A 23680-nucleotide genomic window follows, 5' to 3' on the forward strand; every position below is an offset into this window, starting at 1 on the left:
CTCTGAATGGTTAATTTAAAACTTAGAACAATGAGCGTATGTATTCTTTTACTCGGTCGATGTGTTCGTGCGGGTCAATCTCGCAGCGTTGGTTCATTTCTAGGAATCGCTCAGCGTATTTATCGTAGATTTTGTTTTCCAAAAACAGTAAATACAACTTGGGATCGATATGACCGCTGGTGGCCATGTCGGTCATGATGTTGAGTGATTCGCTTAAGAGTTTACCTTTCTTATAAGGGCGATCACTAGAGGTGAGCGCTTCAAAGACATCAGCAATTGCCATTGCTCTGGACGGCAGAGGTAACTGGTCTTCGTTTAAGCCTCTTGGGTATCCCTTACCGTCGATACGTTCGTGGTGTCCGCTGGCGATATCCGGAATGTTTTGAAGGTAAGGCGGGTAAGGCAACTTGTTGAGCATGGTGAAGGTTTGGATAATATGATCGTTGATCATGAAACGTTCTTCATCGTTTAGCGTACCACGGCGTACTTTCAAATTGTGCAGTTCACCTTGGTTGTATTTAACTTCTCCGGGCTTAAGTACAAACGCTTCTTGCCATACATCGGCAGGGTTAAAGCCATTGTCCCAAGGTATTTTATGCTCCGGTTTGTCTGCAAGCAGAGGCTCCATGACAGGCAAACCCTTTTCCTGACTTGTTGGCTCAGTTCTCTCTTTCTCAACCGACTCTTTTTGGGTGTTAAATCTCTCTTTTTCAGACCAAGACAAACCCAATTGATCATCCAGTGTACGTTTCCATTGGCGTTTGGCTATTTGATCTAAGCGTTCTAGCTGCTCTTCCGTCATAGATTCGCCGCCAAGATTACACTCAGCAACGAAGGCAAACTCCTCATCCAGTTCAGACAGGCTTTGTTCGAGTATTTTGAGTTGTTCTTCTTGTAGTGCACCGTTCGCCATCGCTTTCCAGTAATCGGTTTCCGCTTGCTGTTTCAACAACTCAAAACGCATTCGCACTTCGTGGATTCGGTCGTAAATGGTTTCCAGTTTTGTTGCCTTATCTACCACATATTCAGGCGTGGTCACCTTGCCGCAGTCATGAAGCCAAGCGGCGAGCATCAACTCTTCCCACTGTTTACTGTCCAATGAGAATTGCGGGTAATAGCGGTCATCATCTATGGTTGCTTGAGTTAGCCATTTGGTGAGCTCAGGCACTCGTTGGCAATGCCCGCCCGTATAAGGTGACTTGGTATCAATCGCCGATGCAATCAGCTCAATAAAGGCATTAAGCATGTCTTTTTGTTGCTGCATTTGGTCGATGTTGTCTTTCGCTATTTCCGCAAAGCTGAGCAACTCTCTTAAAAAGGCGTGCTTGTCTGCCTGCATCTTGGTAATTGGTCTCTCATAGCCAATTGCCACAATCCCTACCAACAGTTTCTCTCGGTTTAATAGTGGAAATAGGTACAGGTCTGAATTGAAGATCGAATCTTGGTAATAGTTGAGAACATTGTCTTCTCTGTTCAAATGGATCGTCTCACCAGATTTAAGCTGACACAGCAACCAAGGCGTGTGTTTGATGAAGTCATTGATGTCGGCCTTAAAAGGAAGAATGGCAAGGTTGGCTGCCGTATCAAACACGTCTTTCTCTTTGGATTGAGTGAAAAGGACAATGGTTTCTGCTTTGGTAATTAAATAGCTTTGATGAGCAATGTTCTTGGCTAAGATCGAAAACTCCTGATTCCCGGCGGTGTCTCGAAGTAGGGTAATCAGATCATGAAGCGTGTGTTCCATTAGCTCAATCGAGTGGGCAAGGTTAGCCACTTCTTGAATCATGCTTTTGGGATAATGAGTACGCCTGAAGTCAAATCGAGCGATGTTGTCGGTGAGTTGCATCAGCGTATTGAGTGGCTGAGACAGTCGATTAGCAACAAACCATACGATAGCGAAGCAGATGAACAACATCCCAATCGCGACCGCTACTTGCTTGTCTCGCATCGAGATAAGATCAGTGAGCAGCTCATTGTGTGGCGTCGCTTCTGCCAAGTATAAGGTGACATTTTGAGTCAGTTGAACCGGCGTTAGCGTTAGTGCCCAAGTGTTTAAGTTGTACTCAACGTTTTTTAGATTGAGGTTAAACTTCTCTTCATCAGAGATAAGCGGCGCAATAACGGACGCTTTCAATGCTTCCATCTGTTCACGTTTGGGCACATTAAAGAAGCTTTGGTCTTGCTCACTGCCAGAGAGATTCCCCGTCGTTTGGTTGTTCGTTTGCTCAGTTTTACTTGTGTCATCAGATTGGGAGTCAGGCTTGGGTACTGATAGCTCAAGTTGATGCTGACCGAGAAGATTAAAATGTTGATCGAACAAGGCGAGTCGGGTTTGCGGAGAATAAGCTAATTCACTGATCTGAGAAGAGAGGGAACTCAACGTAAAGTCGGCACCAACCACATGCTTGCCATCGGCAGAACGCCTAGAGAGTGTAATGCCATTGGTTTGCAGGAAATAGAATAGATAGGGCTCAGAGAGTTGTATTGAGCCATCAGGCTTTGCGTTACGAAACCAAGGACGAGTGGTGGGGTTGAACTTACTCTCTGCTTGTCGAGTACTGATCACTTGATGTGCGCCATCAAGATAGGTAATAAAGTTTTCACCGTCTAGATTGGTGCTGCTGACCATCATGGTCGCTTTAGCGGGCGCGCTGTTTTCGGCTCTCTGTTTATTGGTGCTTAATGGACGAAAGATTCTGAAGTCACCATCTTCAGAACCATAAAATAGAGCGACCAAATTGGTGTTTTGCTTGAAGATGATATCGACCGAAGCAAGCCAAGAGTCTTTTTCGACAGCGGAAGCTTGATGAGCAACAAACGGGCTCACCGCCATCACATTTAAGGTTGTGATAACAGGGGCAATGGCTTGTTTAAATACTGATTCCAGTTTGTCGCGGTGCTCATTACTGATCTCGCGCACTGTGCCTAGCAGCAGCTCTTGGGAGTGCCGATAACTAATCGAAATCAATACCGCACCGACAAGTGTTGTCAAAATTAGGAAAAGGCTAGTGATGTGGATACTCAGCGGATATCGTCTTCTTCTCATCTAACACTCCGGTTTGTAGACTGGTTTAAGTATTGACGAACTTGGGTAGGTTGCAAAAAATTGGCGCAATTACCGAGTGTGTGCGGTTCTACTTAGATAAGGCCAAGCGCTGGCTGGCTCTGGTTAGCCACGTATTCCCGTGTCGTGTAAATGAACCAGTAATAAACCTTTATGTTTGGGTGCTAATTGTCACTTTCAGCTGATAAACTGGCCGAATTGTTGCCATTAGGCATTCATTTTCTGAAGTATTCTTTTCCTGAAAGAGATTCAGAGTTACTTTCTGAAAAACGTATTTTGACCGAGCGAAGAGGGCATTGATTCATGGAACTCAAAGTAGATACTCACACCCACACATACGCAAGTGGTCATGCTTACAGCACATTGATCGAAAACGCCAAGTCGGCAAAGCAAAATGGTTTAGCCATGTTTTGTACTACTGATCATTCAGAATCAATGCCGGGCGCGCCACACTATTGGTTCTTCAGCAATCAGCGTGTGCTCCCTCGTTTTATTGAAGATGTCGCAATTATTCGAGGTGTTGAGTCAAACATCATGAACACACAGGGTGAAATCGACATTCATCCGAGTGTGGATAAGAACTTGGATTGGGTGATCGCGAGTTTTCATGAGCCAGTATTTCGCCCATCGGATGTCGCTACCCATACAGAAGCATTGTTGAATGTGATTAAGGGCGGTCGAATTGATGCGCTTGGTCACTTAGGCAATCCTAATTTTGATTTCGATTTCGAAGCCGTTATTCAATGTGCGGTTGAGAACAACGTGGCGATTGAGATCAACAACACCACACTCAAAGGCAATAGCCGAGTTGGCAGTGTTGACCGCTGCTATGAGATTGCAAGAATAGCGAAAGCGAAGGGTGCATTTATTACAACAGGCAGCGATGCGCATTTCTGTTTAGATGTCGGTGGCTTAGACTTAGTCGCAGCATTGTTAGATGAAGTGGGCGTAGATTCGAGTAAAGTGATTACCCATTCGCCAAAGCAGTTCCTAGCCTTTTTGGCCTTGCGCGGTCGTAATGAAATCCCAGAATATTCAGATCTTGTTTAAGAGAATGTCGGCGGGTTTGCATTTCGACACAATCAATTTTTGTGCCTGAAAGATTTTTGTATACACTAGCCGAAAATAATAAAGTCGAAGTGCCACAGTAATGACGGCTCTAACTTCAAAGACACCGCTTCACTTGGAGAAACAATGAAAACTCGCTCAATCCTTTTATCTGGCTTAATCGCTGCTTCAGTATTGTCTGGCAACGCATTTGCTAATGTAGACCTTAAGAAAAACATGCAAGAAATGAAGCTTGCGTTCAAACAAGCGGCAGAAGCTCAAAGCATTGAAGAGATGCAAAAGCCTATCGTTCGTTTAGATACGCTAGTGGCAGAGCTGAAAACGGGTGTTTACCCAGTCGAGAAAGAAGACAACTTCATGGAAGGCTTCAAAAAGATCAGTGCATCACTGGATAGCATTGAGCAGAAGCTAGACCAAGGTGACTTAGCGTCGGCACAGCAAGAACTTCGTACTATTGATGGCCTTCGTGAAGAGTACCATGAGAAGCGTAACCCAAGCATCTGGAGCAAGATCTTCGGTTAATTCGTTAATCATGAACGTTTGCTAGATAGGTAACAAAGAGCAAACCTCAAGATTCGATTTCTAAAACGCCGCCTTACATTACCCTCTTTCGAGGAAGGTGTAAGGCGGCGTTTTTATTGTCTCTTTTATCGAAAGCCTGCTGCAAAGAGATGAGTATTACTTTCTTAGTTTTAGTGTTGTAACCAGTATTTAACGAAAAAGAGTGTGCGTTAGCTTCAATTTTTTAACTTGCTGTTAATCTTTACGTTTACCTATATTCCAAGTCCCTCATAATAAGGGAAATTTATAAAGACTTGGAATAATGCGCCGAACCTCGTTCAACTTCTTCATGTTACTTGCAACAGCATTAAGCTGGGCGCTAGTGACATTAATGCCTGTTATCAATGCTCATGGTAATAGTGCGGGAGTATGGGCGTCGTTATGTACGGTCAATGGCTTTGAATTGGTTCAAATCGAAGAAGGCGAACCTAATACTCATAAAGGAAAGCCGTGTCCGTTTAGCCATTTTTCCACGTTTCACCAAGATGAACTTCCCACGACACTACTGACAACTCGACTGAGTTCTATTGTCTCCGACAGCTACGCTTTTTTGGCTCTAAGCGAACGCTACACGAGGCAAGCCCCGCGCGGCCCTCCCTTTGTTATTGCTTAAACCTAACCCATTAAAATAATTAAAAAATAAAGTATTAAGTAAAGTTAAACATGCTCAGATTACTTTCTGATTTTTCAGAAGGTATGTTTGCGTGTGTCAAAGGAAATTATAATGTTGAGAAATGAATCTCAAACCCCTGCGAAAGCACAAGCAACTTCGCAGTCTAAAAGCAGTGCAACAACCGGTTCGGAAACCAATATAAAAAGCAAAGACCGCAATAAAACCCTCTATTTCCTCACATGGCGCTGGCACTTCTATGCTGGGCTATTTGTTATCCCGTTTATGTTAATGCTGAGCATTACAGGTTTGGTGATGCTGTTTGATGATGAAATCGAATTGACTTTCCACCACGAAGCCCTAGAGATTGTTGCATCGGGCGAGTCGATTAAAGTGTCACAACAGTTAGCTGCAGTACAACTTCAATACCCACAAGGTTCGGTTACCCAGTTTGTTCCGAGCAAAGCTCCTGATCTGGCTAACCGCTTTTCGGTAGCACTTGTAGACGGCACATCGGTCTTCGCCACGGTAAATCAATATACGGGCGAAGTGGTCGGAGAGATTCCGCGTAGCGACAGCCTGTACCAACTCGCGAATGACATTCACGGCACTTTGTTGATTGGTGATTGGGGTGATTATCTAATTGAAGTCGCAATAAGCTTGTCTATTCTGTTGCTCATCAGTGGTATTTACTTATGGTTACCTAGAGATAACGCGAGCCGCGCTGGTTTTCTTAAGCTTCGATTTGGTTCAGGAACGCGTATTTTAATGCGTGATCTGCATGCGAACATTGGAGGTGTGTTATCGCTCGTTCTGTTGTTGTTTATTCTGTCTGGATTGGCATGGACAGGTTTTTGGGGCGGTAAGCTTGTTCAAGCATGGAGCACTTTCCCTGCTCAAATGTGGGACGATATTCCGTTGTCTGATAAGACGCACGCTTCCCTCAACCATGGCTCAGAAGAAGAGCTACCTTGGAACTTGGAGCAAACACTATTGCCTTTGTCTCAAGATAAGCCAGCAGAACACGTTCATCATGTGGAAGAGGCGACGGAACCTCATGATCACTCTAAGATGGGTGAAGATCACTCTCAACATGTGTTGTCAGCAAGCAACTTCGACATTGATGACGTTACTGAAAAAGCATACTCACTTGGCTTTACACGATACAAGGTGAATTTCCCGCGTTCAGAAACGGGTGTTTACACGGTCACAGCCAACACTATGGGCGGTGACATCATTGATCCAACGCAGGACCGTACTACGCACCTCGACCAATACTCAGGTCGTATTCTGGGTGAGGTGACATGGCAAGATTATAACTTCATTGCCAAAACGTTAGCGGTAGGTATTTCATTGCATCAAGGTGACATCAGCATCATTAACAAGCTTCTAAATGCTTTGTTTTGTTTGGCGTTCATTGTTGTGTCCGTGACTGGCGGTGTGATGTGGTGGATACGTAGACCTTCAGGTCAAAGAAAGCTTGGCACGCCACCGAAGTTTGGCGATGCAGGGCTTTGGAAGACAGGTTTAGTGATCGTGATAGTTATTTCAGTACTGTTTCCACTGGCGGGAGCGACGATCGTGACAGCAATGCTGCTGGATTGGTTACTATTTTCACGCGTTGAGAAATTCAAGACGGCATTGAGTTAATTGATATACAAACTGACCTCCTTTTTGAGGAGGTCAGTTTCATTATTCAGATGACATGCTCTGTTTATTAAGAAGACGTTAGACTTGTACAGCTCTATATTTGATAAAGCTCTAGATTTCATAAAGCTCTAACGGAAGCCCGTCAGGATCGGCAAAAAAAGTAAATGCTTTACCTGTAAATTCATCAATTCGGATCTGTTCGACTTCGATTCTTTGTTCTTCCAAATAGCTTTTGATTTGTTGAACGTCATCAACACAAAAAGCTAAGTGTCTTAGCCCTTGAGCTTCAGGAAAGCTAGGCCTTTCTGGCGCGTTAGGGAAGCTGAATAGTTCTATTTGAGCACCATTAGGTAGCGCTAAATCAAGTTTGTACGACTGGCGAGCCTCACGATAGTTTTCGGCAATTATCTCAAGTTTCAAAATCTCAGTGTAAAAGTGTTTCGACGCGTCGTAGTTTGAACAGATTATGGCCGCGTGGTGTATTCCTTTCAGCATCAGTTTATTTCTCCTGCCAACTTGTCACCTAAGTGCTTCATGGCGTAATCAATGAATACACGCAGTCGTGCGGGCATATACTTGGTTTGAGCAAATTGCATCGCGATAGCACCATGGTAGTTACTCTTGATGGTCCAATCTTCCAACACTTGTACCACGGAGCCTTCAGCCAACGCATCTTGAATCACGAAGTCATGGAAAATACCTACACCTAGACCTTCTTTCACACCTTTTAGTCGCATTTGCGAATGGTTAACTGCGTAACGCCCACTGACGGGTACCGTGTGAAATTCATCATCTTTAAGAAAATCCCAAATGTGATCTTTGTCTGTCTCTGCAAGATACAAACAGTCGTGTTCAGACAGCTCGGTAGGGTGGTGAGGAATCCCCTTGGCATCTAAATAGTCAGGGCTTGCACACAACACGAGGTTTGTTTTTCCTAACTCTTTCAATACTAAGCTTTCGTCGGGCTTATCAGTCAGGCGGAAAGCAATGTCGATGCCTTGACGTAAAATATCGATGTCGCCGTCAGCCGCTCTCAATTTAAGTTGGATTTCTGGATACTGATTTAAGAATGGAACAACGAAAGGCTGCAATACCGAATTCAAGAAGGCTTCAGGCGCCGCTACCGTTATCGAGCCTGCAGGTTCGGTATGGTCGGAGGTAGACAGTTCAACGGCTTGTTGCGCTGCGTTGATCATCACCACGCTCTGATCATAAACCAATTGACCCGCTTGCGTAATGATAAGGGTACGAGTGGTACGCTCAAACAGTTTCACCGATAGCGCTTTTTCCAAGCGGGTGATGAGCTTACTCAAGGCTGATGGTGTCACGCCTAACTGTTTTGCTGCAGCCGTAAAACTACCTTCGTTAACCACCAAAATGAACGAGGCGAGATCCGGAAGCAGGGCGATGAGTTTTGGGTTAATCATAAGTATCCAGTTAAGCTAGTTTCAACGATGAACTTAATGGTAATTGTGAGCGATTTACTTTGATTTGTGAATCAATTTCATTAATTGATTGACGTGATTGCTCTGATAGGTTGTTGTGTTTGAAGCTCATCTGTATAGCGGCGTTGCTGCTGCGCATTCTGAGATGAAAAATTGATATTTGATATGAAAGCGAAATTAGGCCGGAATGGAGGGTGATTTGTCGTTAAAAAGAACAAGTAAGACACGTTTATGTGCCCTGTGTCACTGGGGTGAACCATTATTCGTGCCTCAGGTTCACTAATGTTTTTCCAACTAAAGGGATAATCGAAACGGGGATGTTCAACTAGAATATAGGCATAAGTTTTACAGTGTAAATGATCGTTTTGAGATCGTTTATATCCCTACATAAAGCAGCGCGCGATGCTGCTGAATAATAATTAGGAAGGAATAGACAATGTCTTCTGCATTTTACCAACAGATTCAAACTCAAATCGAAGAAGTTAAAGAAGAAGGTCTTTACAAGTCTGAGCGCATTATCACTTCTGCACAAAAAGCAGCGGTTTCTATCTCGACTGGTGAAGAAGTACTAAACTTCTGTGCAAACAACTACTTAGGTCTTGCTAACCACCCAGCTCTTATCGAAGCAGCTAAAGATGGTATGGATCAGCACGGTTTTGGTATGGCTTCAGTACGTTTCATCTGTGGTACTCAAGACTCTCACAAAGAACTAGAGCAAAAGCTATCTACGTTCCTTGGTAAAGAAGACACTATCCTTTACACATCTTGCTTTGATGCAAACGCTGGCCTATTCGAAACGATTCTAGGCAAAGAAGACGCAATCATTTCTGATGCTCTAAACCACGCATCTATCATTGATGGTGTTCGTCTATGTAAAGCAATGCGCTTCCGTTACTCGAACAACAACATGGAAGAGCTAGAGCAACAACTTATCGCAGCTAAAGAAGCGGGCGCTCGTCACACACTAATCGTAACTGACGGCGTGTTCTCAATGGACGGCGTAGTGGCTAACCTTCCTGCTATCTGTGACCTTGCAGACAAGTACGACGCACTAGTAATGGTTGATGACTCTCACGCAGTGGGCTTCATGGGCGAAAACGGCGCGGGCACTCACGAGTTCCACAACGTTGTTGACCGTATCGACATCATCACAGGTACGCTTGGTAAAGCAATGGGTGGCGCTTCAGGCGGTTACACTTCTGGTAAGAAAGAAGTGATCGACTGGCTACGTCAGCGTTCTCGTCCATACCTATTCTCTAACTCTGTTGCACCAGCAATCGTATCTGCGTCTATCCGTGTTCTAGATCTTCTTGCGGAATCAGGCGACCTACGCACTCAACTATGGGAAAACTCTGCTCACTTCCGTACTCGCATGGAAGCAGCGGGCTTCACTATGGGCGGTGCTGACCACGCAATCATCCCAATCATGCTGGGTGATGCAAAAGTAGCGGCTGAATTCGCAGAGCGCGCACTAGAGAAAGGCATCTACGTAGTAGGTTTCTCATTCCCTGTAGTGCCAAAAGGTCAAGCTCGTATCCGTACGCAAATGTCTGCTGCACACTCTCGTGAGCAACTAGACCGCGCAATCGATGCGTTCATTCAAGTTGGTAAAGACATGGGTATCATCTAATTTTAAAGGGATGCCACGAGCATCCTTTAATTAGATAGAGCAACACCCAGTAGAATATATAGATTTTTGATTCTCGCCTTACAGTTAGGCGAGATGAACTGGATAAAATTATGAAAATTAAAGCACTTTCTAAGCTTAAGCCTGAAGAAGGCATTTGGATGACCGAGGTTGAAAAACCTGAAATGGGTCATAATGATCTTCTTATTCGTATTAAGAAAACCGCAATTTGTGGTACTGACGTACATATCTACAACTGGGATGAGTGGTCACAAAACACAATCCCAGTACCTATGGTAGTAGGTCACGAATACGTGGGTGAAGTTGTTGGCATTGGCCAAGAAGTTCGTGGTTTTGAAATCGGCGACCGTGTATCTGGCGAAGGTCACATCACATGTGGTCACTGTCGTAACTGTCGTGGCGGCCGTACTCACCTTTGTCGTAACACAACAGGTGTTGGTGTTAACCGCACTGGTGCGTTCTCTGAGTTCCTTGTGATTCCTGCGTTCAACGCATTTAAGATCCCTGCAGAAATCTCTGACGATCTAGCTTCAATCTTTGACCCGTTTGGTAACGCAGTACACACAGCACTTTCTTTCGACCTAGTTGGCGAAGACGTGCTAATTACTGGTGCTGGCCCAATCGGTATCATGGCTGCAGCTGTTGCTAAGCACGTTGGTGCTCGTCACGTTGTAATCACTGATGTAAACGAGTACCGCCTAGATCTTGCTAAGAAAATGGGTGTGACTCGCGCAGTAAACGTGATGGAAGAGAAGCTTGAAGACGTAATGTCTGATCTTGGCATGACTGAAGGCTTCGATGTAGGCCTAGAAATGTCTGGTAACCCATCTGCGTTCAACAGCATGCTGACTAACATGAACCACGGCGGTAAGATCTCTCTACTAGGTATTCCACCATCAGATATGGCAGTAGACTGGAACCAAGTAATCTTTAAAGGCTTGGTTATCAAAGGTATCTACGGTCGTGAGATGTTCGAAACTTGGTACAAGATGGCTTCACTAATCCAATCAGGCCTAGATTTAACGCCAATTATCACGCATCACTTCAAGGTTGATGACTTCCAAAAAGGCTTCGACGCTATGCGTAGCGGGCTTTCAGGAAAGGTTATCCTTGATTGGGAATAGTCTAAATTAGGCTCTCATTAGTAAAAGGCGACAGGTTAAATTGTCGCCTTTTTTACGTCTAAAACCGCTAAATAACGCTCGATTACAGTGGCTGTCGCCATTTTGTCGCCATTAATTTTCTAAAGGATTGAGGTGAACTGCCTGCATCAAATGCTCGGGAGCAAAGTGAGAATACGCCATTGTCTGCTCAATTTTTGTGTGACCTAGAATCCGCTGTAACACCAAAATATCCCCTTTATTCATCATAAAGTGCGAAGCAAATGTATGCCGTAGAACATGCGTTGCTTGCCCACTTGGAACATGATTAGGTAAAGCCCTTTTAATGTAGCGCCAGGCATCCTTATAAGTAGTGTCAAAAATCTTATGGTCGTTCACTGCGATATCTAAGATCTCATGATACAAAGCAGGTGAGATGGGCACACTTCGATTTCTCTTACCTTTTGTCTCGGTGTAAGTTAGCTTGAATTCAGCTACTTGTGAACGGGTAAGAGTGAGAGCTTCACTTATACGAGCACCGGTGGCTAAGCAAATCTTAGAGATTACAATGAGCTGTGGAATCGAGACTGTAATTACGCGGTTGAAATTCTTCAGGTTAAATAGGAACTCTTCAATTTGTGGCTTGGTTAGATATGCCAGGTTCTTCTCGCTAGTTTTGATTGTATCGATAGCTTCAATCGGGTTGGGGTATTTCCATTGATTGTACTTGATTAGTTTCTTGAACATTCCCTTTAGATAAATCAATTCCATGTTATGTGTTGTTGGTGAAATCTCAACAGATTTATTTTTGCCACGGTAAGGTATTCGTGTTGCACGATAGTCCAAGTAGTCTCGTTCTTTAAGGTGGTAGGCAATCGGGTTACCTAATCCTTCAATTGTTTTGGCTATCAGATCCCGAGCTTGCTGATCCGCACCAGTAGTTTTGGACACTGAGTTAAGTGAGTACAATCACTAATGAGGTGAACCATAACAAGCAAGAAGAAACGTATTATCCATTCTCCTGAATTTAAAGCTGAAACCCTGAAGTTGGCAGAGAAAGTGGGAGTCGCTACAGCTGCAAGACAGCTCTCGTTACATGAATCTCAGATCTATGGTTGGCGAAAAGCCACAAAGAAGAATTCTAATATTAGCCAACGAGAACAAGAATTGGCCGTTGAAGTCGCTAAGCTAAAAAGGCAGTTGGCAGAGCAAGCAGAAGAGCTAGACATCGTAAAAAAGGCCGCCACCTACTTCGCGAAAAATCTAAAGTAAATTGCTATGAATTTATGCTCGAACACCTGCTGAGTTTCAGTATTTCCCGTATGGCTAAGGTGTTCAGAGTTTCTTGAAGTGGGTTTTATTATTGGGTTGAGAACCGCCACAAGGCGATTCAACGTGAAACAGAGCGCCAAAAGCTTGATACCAAGGTAAAAGAAGCCTTTGACGTTAGCAAAGAATGAGATGGCTCAGACGTATTCAGAAAGAACTGGCAGAGAGCGGTGATAACCATAATGTTAAGACCATTGCCGCCAGTATGAAACGTCAGGATTTAGTAGCGAAAGCAGCACGCAAGTTTAAGTGTACAACGGACAGTAAGCATAAAATGCCCGTTGCTCCGAACTTGCTCGCTCAAGATTTTAACGCAACGGCTCCGAATCAAAAATGGGCAGGAGACATTACTTATGTTGCCACAAGCGAAGGCTGGCTGTACTTAGCTGTCATTATTGACCTATATTCAAGGCAAGTAATTGGTTGGTCTATGGATACGAGAATGACGGCCTCACTGGTCTGTGATGCCTTATCGATGGCTTTATTCCGTCGAGGATTCCCTGAGCAGGTTATAACTCATAGCGATCGAGGTAGTCAGTACTGCTCGAAAGACTATTTCAATTGCCATTACGCTGAAAGTTGTTACCCATTCACCTCTACACTTGATTGTTTTCAATACGTTAAGTGCAAATACTACTAATCTGCCCAAGGTTTAGAGGACCTTGAACAGATTAGGTATACACAAGCTTAAATCAAACGTTGGAACGCGCGTTTTTCTTCTTTGATTTATAGGCTTTCATTGAAATTTTTAAAGCAAGCTGTTTTTGTTTAATTGAAATGAGTTGTCTCGTTACGACCTTATGGTGTAACTCTGTGATAAAGTTTTTTTCCCAAGGCGTAAGACGGTCAAACCTCAATAAAATAGTGTCATTGAGTACATTGAACAACTCGTATTGGCTTTTATCCATTCGACTGCTAAGCATTCAATTAGAGCACTTAGCTAGAGAAATGACGTTAAGGCTTTCTACTTTCTCATTTTTTCCTAAGGTTATGATTCGATAAGAGATCCCACTCTCTAATAGTGGTCTTATTTCGATGTTGTCACAAAAACTAATGGCGACTTTTTCTACTAAGCTGTCCATATTCAAAGTTTTCTTTTTTACGAAAACAAGAGTGACACTATTGCCCTCTGACTGAGCATTTACGAGTGTGATTGAGCCTAACTCTTGTGGAAGTTGGCTTGAGATAACCGTCGCTCTATAATCGGCAAGCCCATTAGATTTTATTGGGCTTATCTGACAACCGTTAAGCATGACACTGACGAAGAGAATTACAGTTGTTCGTAGCATTATACGCTCCTTCTTCCTTTCTTCTCCCTTTAGGTGCCTTAAAATATTTATGGATATAACGTGAAGACATAGAAGATAAGAGCGCACTATAATCTAAACTGAATGTGACTTTTTCCCCTACAAGTAGTGGTTTCTGTGAGGATTCAAGGACAAGATGATCACTGGTTGAAGACATGATCTTAATCCCATTCGGAGCCTTAAGCCCGCTGACACAAACATCTTGGCGGCCTAATGCTAGAATAGCTTGTGAGACCTCCCCTCTATCTTGAAGGTTTTCTTTTTCACCAAAAGCATTTAACCCCCGACTCCCCCAAGGCAAAGTCGGTTTAGTCTTGGATTCAATCACTTCAGCGGTCAAAGAAACCGCATCCGTATGTAAGCCTTTGATATTTTGGTGTTCTAAAGGCTCACAGCCTAAAAAAATTGCTTCTCCTATACGAAGGTTATTGACTCGAGTTAAGCCTGTTCTTTGAAGAGCCCAGTTAACTGAAGCAGAATTACCCCCTGAAATAATTTCTAGACTGACCCCAAATGTAGCTTCAATTCCATCGGCAAGCTCAGAAAGAATACTCATATTTTGATCATCTGGAGCGACACCATACCGACAGGCTAAATTCGTACCAATTCCTTTTATCGTGATGTTTGGTAAAGAAATAATCTCTCGGATAAAATCAATCACGCGATTTGGCATCACACCTTCTCTGAGATCGCCAAGCTCAACCATAATAATGATACCGTGACAGCAATTTTGTTGTTCCGCTGCATGTGAAAGCCTCTGAATCACTTCAACTTCAGAGTTTAAACTCATATCACTGTATTTTATTACGCTCGCCACTTGACTGAGCATGGGTGTACGTATCAGCATTTTAGGGATAGCAATGCCAATTTCAGTCATCTTTTGAAGATTTTCGATTCTTGAATCGGCTAACATTGTTGCGCCAGCATCAATAAGAACTTGTGCGATGATAGGGTGGCCGAGGAAGACTTTTGTTACAGGCGTAACGGATATATTTTTCAGTGATAGCTGAGAAATCAGGAACTGAGCGTTATGATGAACTTTTCCACAATCGATGTCTAACCTAGGGTAGTTCACCCTTTTTCGGCCAGTTTACTTGCTATTATAGGAAAGGCTGACGTTACGATGTGCAGTAGATGTTCAACAGGCTGTGACAAGACATCAGTAACCGGTAGACCAAATTCGGTAGTGTAAGTGTCTATCGCACAACGTGTTTCATCCAACGACATATCTTCATGATTCAGTGTTAGTCCAATAACATTGGTATTAGAAAACGTTTCGATAAGATTGATTTCTGAGGCAATCGAAGGCATTGGGCAATCAGTAAAATCACTACGATATAAACGTTTAGGGGCATGTTGCAGTATCACACCCGTTGGACAACTGCCACGTAAGATAAAAGCGCTGGTTGAAAACGCAGGGTGACTCAAGGCTCCTTGCCCTTCAATAATTATCAGATCCGGATTTTCTTTTTCATAGGCCTGTACAATGACAGATTCCAACTCACCGGCACAAAATTGTGAAGGGACAGCATCGAGTGCAACGCAGTATTGTGCGCCTTGCATAATACCTGTTTGACCAGTGGCAATCAGAACGACGTTAAGGCCTTTTTTAGTCAGTTCATTCGCCAATATTGTTGCTGTTGTTCGTTTTCCTAGCGCGCAATCCGTCCCCATTACAGCAATTCTCGGACATTTAACGTTGTGTATTTTCCCGCTAAACGTTTTCAGATCGCCTTTACTTTTGGGTTTGCGAGTATCGAATATTCGAACGTTATTCTTTAAACTGGCTTCTAAAAATAGAGGATCATCGGTTAGGAATTCATGTAAGCCATTTACGATGTTCATTCCTAGTGACATGGCATTTAAAATGATACTTTTATCTAAGTCAGATAAAAAGCCACTTGATGGCGCAATACCAAAAATGAAGTAATCAGGAATGCTTTCTGCGTGAATGATAGCTTCTTCAGCATTAGCAAGGATAGGTATTCCATTGGCTTTGTTATCAAGAACTTCACCAGCATCTAAGCCAGCAGACCCACTATCAATAACCGATAAAATACGATAGCTTAACGAATGTCTCACTAACCCATTAGCGGTTTTACCATCAATTTTACCGAAATTACCTTCGCAATATATAATCGCAGAAGGGATGACAGGTTTTACTTTTTGAGCAAGTGGTAACCAAGGTGCGAAATGGGGTACGTTGTTGGTATCTACATTTTCAATTCTAGAGAGTCTGAATATATTTCTTAACTTTTCGGTTGAGATGGACATAATTAAAGCCTGCAGTATGGCTTAGGAGGGCGACTAAGGAGTGCCGAGTTGCGAGTTCGGAAAAGAAAAGAAGTCCCTACTAAGCGGTAGGGATAACAACCAAGGTAACACACTCACCAGACTTTTGTTGGTTATTATTAATACGCTTTCTGAGTCTATTACTTTCAGACTTCGCCCACTTGAGCGTTGTAATTTCTCAAACTCAATTTACCGCTTGTTAATCCCTTGTATCGAGACATTGCGGTCTCAGATATTGAGCGATAGTGATAACCAGACTCTGTTTTCCACTCCGATATTGTCCCATTTTTCAGAGCCGTTACTGCTTCGTTTCTGGGATGACCATCCTCCCAATGTACTGCATTCTTTCGAGGTGGTATCAACGGAGTACAGCCTTTATTTTTCAGGGTTTCATGACAACTTTTTGTGTCATATGCTCCATAGGTAAATTCGGTATGAACCTTTCTGCGTAAAGGGTTGAGTAATGTTGGTAGCACTTCACTATAGCCAACATTTACAAGGCTGACTTCCGCACTAATCGCTTCGTGAGTATCCACATCTACAGCTAAGTGCAGCTTACGCCATGTTCTTCGTTTTTCTGCACCATGCTTTTTTACTTTCCACTCACCCTCACCAAAGACTTTGAGGCCTGTCGAATCAATGGCTATATGGTGAATAGCCCCTCTAGACCTATTGCGATATTTGACCTGAACCGTCTTCGAGCGTTTACTAATACATGTGTAGCCAGGAGAGGTCAGCGGAACATCCATTAGCTCAAAGATAGAGTTGATAAAACCTTGAAGAGCACGTAATGGCAGAGAGAATATCCCCTTAATCATCAGGGCAGTTTCAATCGCTGTATCAGAGTACTGGAACTTAACTCAGTGTCCAAAACTTCTGGCACGGATCACTATGAATCCTAACCAAGGCCATTGGAACATTACTTTTTATTGTCCCATTGAACTCAACATATTTATGAGCGGTGAAAAAATTTCAGGGCACCTTAAGGATTTGTCGTCGTGTTTGCTTAAGCAAGTTAAGAAGGACTTTTGCAACAGTGACTGTTGATAAACTTACCTTGCGCGTAAGAAGTGCCTTATTGGTGCGTGCGAAATGTCTTATTTTCGGGTGGCTATGAGATGATTGGTGATATTTTTAGTATATAATACAAAAGCTTATAATAAATCCATCATATGCTTATATTTGACGGCATGTTTCCTGTAGGCGATTATATGGAAAATTTCTGTCATTGGTTATCTGTTAATGTCATACAAAAAACTGTTAGTCGTATTAGCTTTTTTATGTTTACCCCTGCCATCCTTAAGTAAGGATCTTATACCTAATAATGAGATAAAGCCTTTAGAAAATGGTGAGTTACTTAAAGTTGGGGTGATGAATGGATTCAATGAAATAGAATTGGATTCCTTAGAGGAAATTTTCAATAAAATTGGATTAGATGTAGAATATGTAATTTTTGATGAAATTAATAGTTTAAAGAATAATTTAAATCATAAGAAAGTTGATCTGGCGTTATACTTTAAAAGAACAGGAACTCTAGATGATAAATCATTATATTCAGTCCCAATCTTAAAAAAAAGTGTGGCATATTGGTCTATTTCAACCTCAGAAGTTAAAAAAAATGGCCTATGGGCCTGCGTTGTGGGAACTATATACTGTAACATTTTAGAGTCAGAAAATATTCAAAATTTCCAAAAGTATATTAGTATAGATAGTGCTATGAAAAGCGTTTCATCAAAAGAAATAGATGCTGTACTAGCAAGTTATGTTACATTGAGTAAGTTTTTAAATAACTCCGATGAATTAAGTGGAAATCTACAATCACCAGATTGGGGAGGGAGTGTAAATTTGACGCTTTTTTCAAAGAAGGACAACGTCAGATTAACAAAAATTGTTGATGAAGTAGTAGGGAATTTAAGGTCAGATCGGGAAGTTTCCATTAACGATAACAACAACTATTATTACACTTTAGAAGTAAACAATAACAAATACAAAACTCGCAGTGATCATGTCATTAAGTATTCATTTGATGATGATGTATTCCCTCTTCTTTTTCGTAATCAAAGCGGTAATTTAACTGGTTATTTATATGATATATTAAAATTAATAGAAAGTAGAACTGAACTAGAGTTTAAGTACATTGCTAATGATAATGGTAAAAGTCTTGTTGAAATGCTTACTTTGGGGGATATAAATCTAATACCGTTTACTTTAAGTACCAGTGATTACTTTGGGTTGGCTAGTTCTACAAATCCGGTCATTTCATTTCGTTATTATGCATTATCTTTAGCAAAAAGTGTGTCAATTACTAGCGTGTTAGAAGGTGTTTTACTTGCACAAGGTAAAGAAAAGCTAGGAATAAAGACGCAAGTTTTTGGTGAGAGTGTTTTACTTTTTTCTAATCCTAAATCTATCTTACGAGCACTTGAGTCTGGTGAGATAAAAAAAGCTTACATAAGAGAGGACCTCGTCGACATAATTGCTTCGTCTGATGCGACAGATGATTATATCGTTGATAGGAAAGATTATAGAAGTGTGGATGCAACAATGGCCGTTTCAAATGACAATAAATTATTGTTAGAATTATTGAATAGTGCATTTAAAACATGGGATTCTAATGAGATAAACAAAATAAAGAACTCTTATGACCCCTTTAACGTTGTTTACGGAGTTGATTATAAACATTTCATCAGGATTATTGCAATATTATTTATATTGATAGCGGTAGCTGGTGTGTTAATATATTTAAGGCAGAAGAATTTAAATCTTCAATTTATAATAAAAGAAAATGATGCGAAAAATTTCGAATTAGAAAAAAACTTCCTTCAATGTGTTATTACTCAATTCCCGTCTCAAGTGTTCATATACGATGACACAGACACATTATTACTCTCTAGTTGTAAGGAGTTTCAGAGTGGACGTTGCGATAGTTGCCTTATACGTTCTACTAGCGACTCTAACGAATTTTTACAGACGAAGGAAAATAGAAGGGACGTGTTGAATAACGGTAATACTATAAATTATACTTTAGATGTAAATAACTGTGCTATGAAAATGGAAACCGTTGAATATATTTGTATGCGCATAAAAGCTAATAACAAAAACTATGTATTATCAATAATTACTGATATCACCGAAAAAAAACTCCAAGAAAGAGAATTAATAACCGCCAAAGGAAAAGCAGAAAAGGCGATATCAATACGAGATAAATTTTTAGCTTCAATGAGCCATGAGTTGAGAACTCCAATTGCAGGTATGGTTGGTCTATTGGAGATGTTGTCAAACCGAATTTCAGATGAAGAAAGTCGAGTGTTACTATCAAATGTTTCCACTTCAGCTCGCCAACTTAACGTTCTAGTTAACGATATACTTGACTTCTCAAAAATAGACGCTGGTCAATTAAAATTAGAGCCTAGGGAATGCAATATTTTACGTGAAACTGGAGAGGTTGTAAGGTTACATTTAGCTGCAGCTCGTGAAAAAGGTTTAACATTAAAATATAACTTTTCACCGACTCCTATTAATATCATATCTATTGATTCACTTCGATATGCACAGATCCTTAATAATCTCTTGTCTAATGCTATCAAATTTACTGATAAAGGAAGTGTATTAGTTGATGTTTCTATTGATAATGATAAGATTTTCATTTCTATAGCAGATAGCGGCTGTGGAATGTCGCATGATAAGCAAAAAATCATATTTAGTCCATTCGTACAAGCTGATAACTCAATTGCAAGAAAATATGGTGGGACTGGCTTAGGGTTAACTATTGTTTCAGAATTAACAAGTCTGATGAAAGGAACTTTAAAAGTTTCAAGTTTGGAAGGGGTCGGGACGAAAGTAGATTTGGAATTAAGTCATGAATTTGTCTCATATTATGGGGAATTATTATCTGGATATTATATTCACTATAAGAGCAATTTCGAAATTATTTCAGAATGGCTCTCTGTTTGGGGTTGTAATGAGAATATATTAAATCCAATTAACAAAGTCCTAATCAGTGATATGGATAATGTATCATTAAGCAAAGAGTTTGATTGTACCATTTTACTTGATTCGGAAAAGGTAGCATTTAAAGAAACTATAGGTACAAAGACAAATTTGAGTATCAAGCCATTTTTCCCTGATTTACTTTTAGATACTATTTTACAAGTTGCTAAACCTAACAAAGAAAAAATTATACAGACTAAGAGATCACTTAGTATCCCTGTTCTTGTAGCTGAAGATAATCCAATAAACCAGATTGTTATTATAAATCAATTACGAAATTTAGGGATAGAAGCAGAATTAGTAACAAACGGAAAAGAAGCTCTAGATGCTTTGATGACAAAGCCTAATTACTATCGTTTGTTGATAACTGACTGTCATATGCCCATCATGGACGGTTTTGAGTTAGTGAGGAATGTTAGGGAAATGACTCCTGATTCTCATTTTCTGAAAATTATCGGTTGTACTGCCGAAGATTCTAGAGTTGTACATGACACCGCAAATTTGGTCGGTTTTGATAAAGTATTATATAAGCCTTACGGGATTGAAAAATTATCAAGAATTATCAATGACTTAATTCCAGATGACCACTGGTTAGATCATGTTCCTGAATCAGACGTCGAGCAAATGAGAAGCTTATTTATATCTACCATGACTGATGATTTAATAGAGTTGAAGAAAGAAAATAGAGATAACCTTAAAAGGATCGCGCATAAAATTAAAGGAGGAGCTTCTATATTGGGTATTGAATCAATCGTTTTATTAGCTCAAGAGCTCGAAGATGGAATTCATAGTCCTAAAAATAAAGTTATTCCAACATTAATAGAAGATTTAATTAATGATGTAAATAATCATATATATAGTGCCAAACACTATATACGGGGGAGTAAATGAAAATTTTATTATTGGATGACAACCCTTTAGAGACAGAAATAATAAAGTCCAAACTTAATCAATACGATTTTTATGAGATATTATGTTTTAATCATGCGAGTTTGGCTTATGAATACTTAAGGCATAATTTTGTGGATTTGGTCATAATTGATCTTGATATGCCTGAGGAAGATGGTTTACTTGTATTATCCAAACTTAGTGCAATTAACTTTGAGCAACCTTTGTGTATATTAAGTGGTTTGGGAGAAGATATTATAATCTTGGCAGAGAAAGTCGCTAGATTATATGGTTTAAACATTATATGTTCTAATGTTAAACCAATCAATGATATTGCATTGAAAAAGGTAGTTGAATGTGCGGCTAAATTAAAATCAAAGGTTGATTCAAATGATTTTGTCTCAAATATCTCATCATATTCATTAAAAGAGATCATGAGCGGAATTGAACGTGATGAGCTTATTGTCCATTATCAACCTCAATATAGTTTTAACTCAAAAGAACTGGTTTCTTTTGAAGCTTTAATTCGTTGGGATCATTCTAGTGATGGATTGTTATATCCAAAATCTTTTATGCCAATGCTAGAAAAAAGCGGTAATACAAGAGTTATTTTTAATGCTTTGTTTAATATGGTAACCTCAAAAATTGCTAAATATCCAAGTGAATTAAAATTTTCGATAAATATATCATCCAAAGACTTATCTGATGAGACGTTTGTGGGGTACATATTGGATATATTAGACTCAAAAAAATTGTCTCCTGATCGATTCACATTTGAAATAACTGAAAATATAGCTTATGAGCTTGAACCTATAATGTTACAAAATATCACTAGATTAAAAATTAACGGATTTGGACTATCTATTGATGATTTTGGTATTGGTCATTCCAATTTGATAAATTTGGTTGAAATACCATTTACAGAGTTGAAAATAGATAGAAGGTTTGTAAAAAATTACTTGCTCTGTCTAAAGCATAAGCATGCATTAGAGTTATCTGTAAGTTTAGCTAAGAAACTAGGGTTGATTGTTGTAGCTGAAGGTATTGAAGTTTACGAGGAATACAGTGCGATGAAAAACCTAGGTGTTGATATATGCCAAGGGTATTTAACTGGAAAACCTGATTTTATAGAGAATATACTTAACTTTAGAGAGCATTGTTACACTAAAACAACTTTTTCTATCGACAAGGTTAGGTGATATTATTGGAAATAGAATCTCGATTATATAAGTTCATTACATTTTAGATACATGATGTTTTCGCTCCAAAGAGGCGTTGTTGCTTAAATCAGTTGAACCTTTTCCAAGATCTGCGATCTTATCCTTTGTGATGATTAGAACGGTGATGACATGGGTAAAGCGGAAAAGAAGATAACTAACTGGGCGGAATACAATAAGGCTCTGTGCAAGCGTGGTAGAGGTTTCCAGTATTCTGATACCGCGATTGAAACTGCCTTGATGATTAAGGGAATTTTCTCTCTTCCATTACGTGCTCTTCAAGGCTTTATCGATTCTATCTTTGAGTTATTGGATGTTCCACGGACTACACCTGTATCAGCAAACGCTCGAAGACAGTTCAGGTCAAATATCGCAATCGTATTGATAACCCAACGGTGGAACAAGCCTTTGTCTTTGTTGCCGCTTTACGTACAGCTTCATCAACAAGTGTGACTATTTTAAGCCGTTCTGAGATAGGAATCAGTCTTCCTCGTTGGTTTCCCAGAGGGCATTGAACTTTTCCCGCAAAACCAGTAGCGCAGCCGTTTCAGCAAGTGCTTTCTCTTTACGTGCCAACTCCCTCTCCAACGCTTTTACCTTTCTGCGTTCCTCACGTAACTGCTTATTTTCTTTGTGTGATATTTTTCTTTGTGTGATATTGAAGTCGATGTTGTGCTCAGCGCCTTGATAGATAGTGCTCGCCAGGCTTTAACGTCATCGACAAATAACCCTTTAGACCTTACAGTATTCAGCTAACTCGCGTTCAGACATTGTTGCAGTTTCAATCACTATGAAAAATCTCTGCTCCGCTGAATAATCAGTAGTAGTATTTTCTAACGGCGACTCTGTAGACAATAGGCCGCTTTCGCCAGTACTTATAACTACTACGATGAACATTGAACACATTACACAACGTTTTACGCTATAGCACTTCCTGAGTTTCTCGATTATTGAGAACTGTTCAGAGAGTCCGACATCAAGAGAGCTGTTGCACTTTCTAATATTTTGTTTTGCTCTTAAAGGCGAGCTAGTTTCTTTTTCAACTCACGAACCCACGTATCCATTGTGGATTTACCGACGTTCATAGCTTGAGCTACTGAAACAACAGTATAGTTTTGGTCGAGCGTGAGTTGCGCAGCCTCTACCTTAAATTCAGCACTAAATATTCTTCTTTACGTTTTGTCATTGTGTCACCTGTTAACTTATGAGGTGATGATATTACCTCTAATTAGGTGGCTAAATTTACTATGCCACTACATCCATGTTCGTTAAATTGTCCGCATTACACTTTTAGTAGCCGAAGAACCAAGCAAGTTGAGATTTCATTTAAGACAAAAACGAGAGGGGCGATGCAACACTTAGCCATTGATGCGACTGGTCTTAAGGTTTATGGCGAAGGTGAATGGAAAGTAAAAAACACGGGACAGATAGTAGGAGTAGTGTCTCGAGAAAGCTTCATATTGAAGTTGATACAAGCACTCATGAAATCATTGCAGTTGAGCTAAGTTTAT

General features: G+C 40.8%; 17 protein-coding genes and 4 pseudogenes. 11 read left to right on the forward strand and 10 right to left on the reverse strand.

Annotated elements, in window-relative coordinates; all coding sequences use genetic code 11:
* Window positions 1-22: 22 nt before the first annotated feature.
* Window positions 23-3046 (reverse strand): HD domain-containing phosphohydrolase, encoded by a 3024-nt coding sequence (locus tag AB4154_RS11705; RefSeq protein WP_372123105.1) that lies wholly within the window; start codon window positions 3044-3046, stop codon window positions 23-25.
* 321 nt (window positions 3047-3367) lie between these two features.
* On the opposite strand from AB4154_RS11705, the gene AB4154_RS11710 reads away from it, so the two are divergent.
* The 4 genes from AB4154_RS11710 (at window position 3368) to AB4154_RS11725 (ending at window position 6953) form a co-directional block, all read left to right on the forward strand.
* A complete protein-coding gene (locus AB4154_RS11710; RefSeq protein WP_017059533.1) occupies window positions 3368-4114 on the forward strand; it encodes a phosphatase in 747 nt (248 codons plus the stop codon).
* Window positions 4115-4258: 144 nt separating this feature from the next.
* Window positions 4259-4654: a cytochrome b562 gene (locus AB4154_RS11715; RefSeq protein ID WP_017059534.1), complete on the forward strand. Its 396-nt coding sequence runs from the start codon at window positions 4259-4261 to the stop codon at window positions 4652-4654.
* 301 nt (window positions 4655-4955) lie between these two features.
* Complete coding sequence (locus AB4154_RS11720; RefSeq protein ID WP_017064798.1) at window positions 4956-5306, forward strand: hypothetical protein; 351 nt, start codon at window positions 4956-4958, stop codon at window positions 5304-5306.
* 111 nt (window positions 5307-5417) lie between these two features.
* Window positions 5418-6953, forward strand: a complete 1536-nt coding sequence (locus AB4154_RS11725; RefSeq protein ID WP_136974878.1) for a PepSY domain-containing protein — start codon at window positions 5418-5420, stop codon at window positions 6951-6953.
* Window positions 6954-7064: 111 nt separating this feature from the next.
* Here the strand turns inward: AB4154_RS11725 and AB4154_RS11730 are convergent, their stop codons facing one another.
* Both AB4154_RS11730 and AB4154_RS11735 read right to left on the reverse strand, forming a co-directional pair.
* The gene (locus AB4154_RS11730) at window positions 7065-7448 is read right to left on the reverse strand and encodes a VOC family protein (RefSeq protein WP_017069423.1); all 384 of its coding nucleotides are present in this window, start codon (window positions 7446-7448) and stop codon (window positions 7065-7067) included.
* On the reverse strand, window positions 7448-8380 hold the full coding sequence (locus AB4154_RS11735) for a LysR family transcriptional regulator (protein ID WP_065584581.1): 933 nt from the start codon (window positions 8378-8380) through the stop codon (window positions 7448-7450). Before AB4154_RS11735 ends, AB4154_RS11730 begins: the two co-directional genes overlap by 1 nt.
* Before the next feature lie 454 nt (window positions 8381-8834).
* Between AB4154_RS11735 and AB4154_RS11740 the strand changes: the two genes are divergently transcribed.
* Together AB4154_RS11740 and tdh are read left to right on the forward strand one after the other, a co-directional pair.
* Window positions 8835-10028 carry a glycine C-acetyltransferase gene (locus AB4154_RS11740; RefSeq protein WP_136974879.1) on the forward strand — a complete coding sequence of 398 codons (1194 nt, stop codon included), beginning with the start codon at window positions 8835-8837 and terminating at the stop codon, window positions 10026-10028.
* Between the two features lie 110 nt (window positions 10029-10138).
* Complete coding sequence (gene tdh, locus AB4154_RS11745) at window positions 10139-11170, forward strand: L-threonine 3-dehydrogenase (RefSeq protein ID WP_050649238.1); 1032 nt, start codon at window positions 10139-10141, stop codon at window positions 11168-11170.
* 111 nt (window positions 11171-11281) lie between these two features.
* Here the strand turns inward: tdh and AB4154_RS11750 are convergent, their stop codons facing one another.
* The gene (locus AB4154_RS11750) at window positions 11282-12097 is read right to left on the reverse strand and encodes a tyrosine-type recombinase/integrase (RefSeq protein ID WP_240798952.1); all 816 of its coding nucleotides are present in this window, start codon (window positions 12095-12097) and stop codon (window positions 11282-11284) included.
* 36 nt (window positions 12098-12133) lie between these two features.
* On the opposite strand from AB4154_RS11750, the pseudogene AB4154_RS11755 reads away from it, so the two are divergent.
* Window positions 12134-13031 (forward strand): annotated as a pseudogene (locus AB4154_RS11755) (IS3 family transposase); the annotation flags it as partial.
* A 136-nt stretch (window positions 13032-13167) separates the two neighbouring features.
* Here the strand turns inward: AB4154_RS11755 and AB4154_RS11760 are convergent.
* The 5 genes and pseudogenes from AB4154_RS11760 to AB4154_RS11780 form a co-directional block, all read right to left on the reverse strand.
* A complete protein-coding gene (locus AB4154_RS11760; RefSeq protein WP_004735670.1) occupies window positions 13168-13398 on the reverse strand; it encodes a hypothetical protein in 231 nt (76 codons plus the stop codon).
* A complete protein-coding gene (gspS2, locus tag AB4154_RS11765; RefSeq protein ID WP_136974880.1) occupies window positions 13399-13764 on the reverse strand; it encodes a type II secretion system pilot lipoprotein GspS-beta in 366 nt (121 codons plus the stop codon).
* The gene (locus AB4154_RS11770; protein ID WP_372123108.1) at window positions 13721-14857 is read right to left on the reverse strand and encodes an alanine/ornithine racemase family PLP-dependent enzyme; all 1137 of its coding nucleotides are present in this window, start codon (window positions 14855-14857) and stop codon (window positions 13721-13723) included. The genes gspS2 and AB4154_RS11770 overlap by 44 nt, the downstream gene beginning before the upstream one ends.
* Entirely contained in the window at window positions 14854-16056 is a 1203-nt protein-coding gene (locus AB4154_RS11775) for a DUF1611 domain-containing protein (protein ID WP_136974882.1), read from the reverse strand. Before AB4154_RS11775 ends, AB4154_RS11770 begins: the two co-directional genes overlap by 4 nt.
* 164 nt (window positions 16057-16220) lie before the next feature.
* Window positions 16221-16928 (reverse strand): annotated as a pseudogene (locus AB4154_RS11780) (IS5 family transposase); the annotation flags it as partial.
* 388 nt (window positions 16929-17316) lie between these two features.
* On the opposite strand from AB4154_RS11780, the gene AB4154_RS11785 reads away from it, so the two are divergent.
* The 3 genes from AB4154_RS11785 (at window position 17317) to AB4154_RS11795 (ending at window position 22622) form a co-directional block, all read left to right on the forward strand.
* Window positions 17317-20955, forward strand: coding sequence for an ATP-binding protein (locus tag AB4154_RS11785; protein WP_372123110.1), 3639 nt, complete (start codon window positions 17317-17319; stop codon window positions 20953-20955).
* Window positions 20952-22151 carry an EAL domain-containing response regulator gene (locus AB4154_RS11790; RefSeq protein ID WP_136974884.1) on the forward strand — a complete coding sequence of 400 codons (1200 nt, stop codon included), beginning with the start codon at window positions 20952-20954 and terminating at the stop codon, window positions 22149-22151. The genes AB4154_RS11785 and AB4154_RS11790 overlap by 4 nt, the downstream gene beginning before the upstream one ends.
* Before the next feature lie 150 nt (window positions 22152-22301).
* A complete protein-coding gene (locus tag AB4154_RS11795; protein WP_372123112.1) occupies window positions 22302-22622 on the forward strand; it encodes a transposase in 321 nt (106 codons plus the stop codon).
* Window positions 22623-23025: 403 nt separating this feature from the next.
* Here the strand turns inward: AB4154_RS11795 and AB4154_RS11800 are convergent.
* Window positions 23026-23355: pseudogene (locus AB4154_RS11800) on the reverse strand (transposase); the annotation flags it as partial.
* Between the two features lie 82 nt (window positions 23356-23437).
* On the opposite strand from AB4154_RS11800, the pseudogene AB4154_RS11805 reads away from it, so the two are divergent.
* Window positions 23438-23680: pseudogene (locus AB4154_RS11805) on the forward strand (transposase); the annotation flags it as partial.

Source organism: Vibrio sp. 10N.286.51.B11 (assembly GCF_041469245.1).
Lineage (GTDB): Bacteria > Pseudomonadota > Gammaproteobacteria > Enterobacterales > Vibrionaceae > Vibrio > Vibrio crassostreae_C.

What these genes read in the sequence shown, in the direction of transcription:
- AB4154_RS11705 (WP_372123105.1), bottom strand. Translation starts at nt 3,046, where the DNA reads ATGAGAAGAAGACGATATCCGCTGAGTATCCACATCACTAGCCTTTTC.
- AB4154_RS11710 (WP_017059533.1), top strand. Translation starts at nt 3,368, where the DNA reads ATGGAACTCAAAGTAGATACTCACACCCACACATACGCAAGTGGTCAT.
- AB4154_RS11715 (WP_017059534.1), top strand. Translation starts at nt 4,259, where the DNA reads ATGAAAACTCGCTCAATCCTTTTATCTGGCTTAATCGCTGCTTCAGTA.
- AB4154_RS11720 (WP_017064798.1), top strand. Translation starts at nt 4,956, where the DNA reads ATGCGCCGAACCTCGTTCAACTTCTTCATGTTACTTGCAACAGCATTA.
- AB4154_RS11725 (WP_136974878.1), top strand. Translation starts at nt 5,418, where the DNA reads ATGTTGAGAAATGAATCTCAAACCCCTGCGAAAGCACAAGCAACTTCG.
- AB4154_RS11730 (WP_017069423.1), bottom strand. Translation starts at nt 7,448, where the DNA reads ATGCTGAAAGGAATACACCACGCGGCCATAATCTGTTCAAACTACGAC.
- AB4154_RS11735 (WP_065584581.1), bottom strand. Translation starts at nt 8,380, where the DNA reads ATGATTAACCCAAAACTCATCGCCCTGCTTCCGGATCTCGCCTCGTTC.
- AB4154_RS11740 (WP_136974879.1), top strand. Translation starts at nt 8,835, where the DNA reads ATGTCTTCTGCATTTTACCAACAGATTCAAACTCAAATCGAAGAAGTT.
- tdh (WP_050649238.1), top strand. Translation starts at nt 10,139, where the DNA reads ATGAAAATTAAAGCACTTTCTAAGCTTAAGCCTGAAGAAGGCATTTGG.
- AB4154_RS11760 (WP_004735670.1), bottom strand. Translation starts at nt 13,398, where the DNA reads ATGCTTAGCAGTCGAATGGATAAAAGCCAATACGAGTTGTTCAATGTA.
- gspS2 (WP_136974880.1), bottom strand. Translation starts at nt 13,764, where the DNA reads ATGCTACGAACAACTGTAATTCTCTTCGTCAGTGTCATGCTTAACGGT.
- AB4154_RS11775 (WP_136974882.1), bottom strand. Translation starts at nt 16,056, where the DNA reads ATGTCCATCTCAACCGAAAAGTTAAGAAATATATTCAGACTCTCTAGA.
- AB4154_RS11785 (WP_372123110.1), top strand. Translation starts at nt 17,317, where the DNA reads ATGTCATACAAAAAACTGTTAGTCGTATTAGCTTTTTTATGTTTACCC.
- AB4154_RS11790 (WP_136974884.1), top strand. Translation starts at nt 20,952, where the DNA reads ATGAAAATTTTATTATTGGATGACAACCCTTTAGAGACAGAAATAATA.
- AB4154_RS11795 (WP_372123112.1), top strand. Translation starts at nt 22,302, where the DNA reads ATGGGTAAAGCGGAAAAGAAGATAACTAACTGGGCGGAATACAATAAG.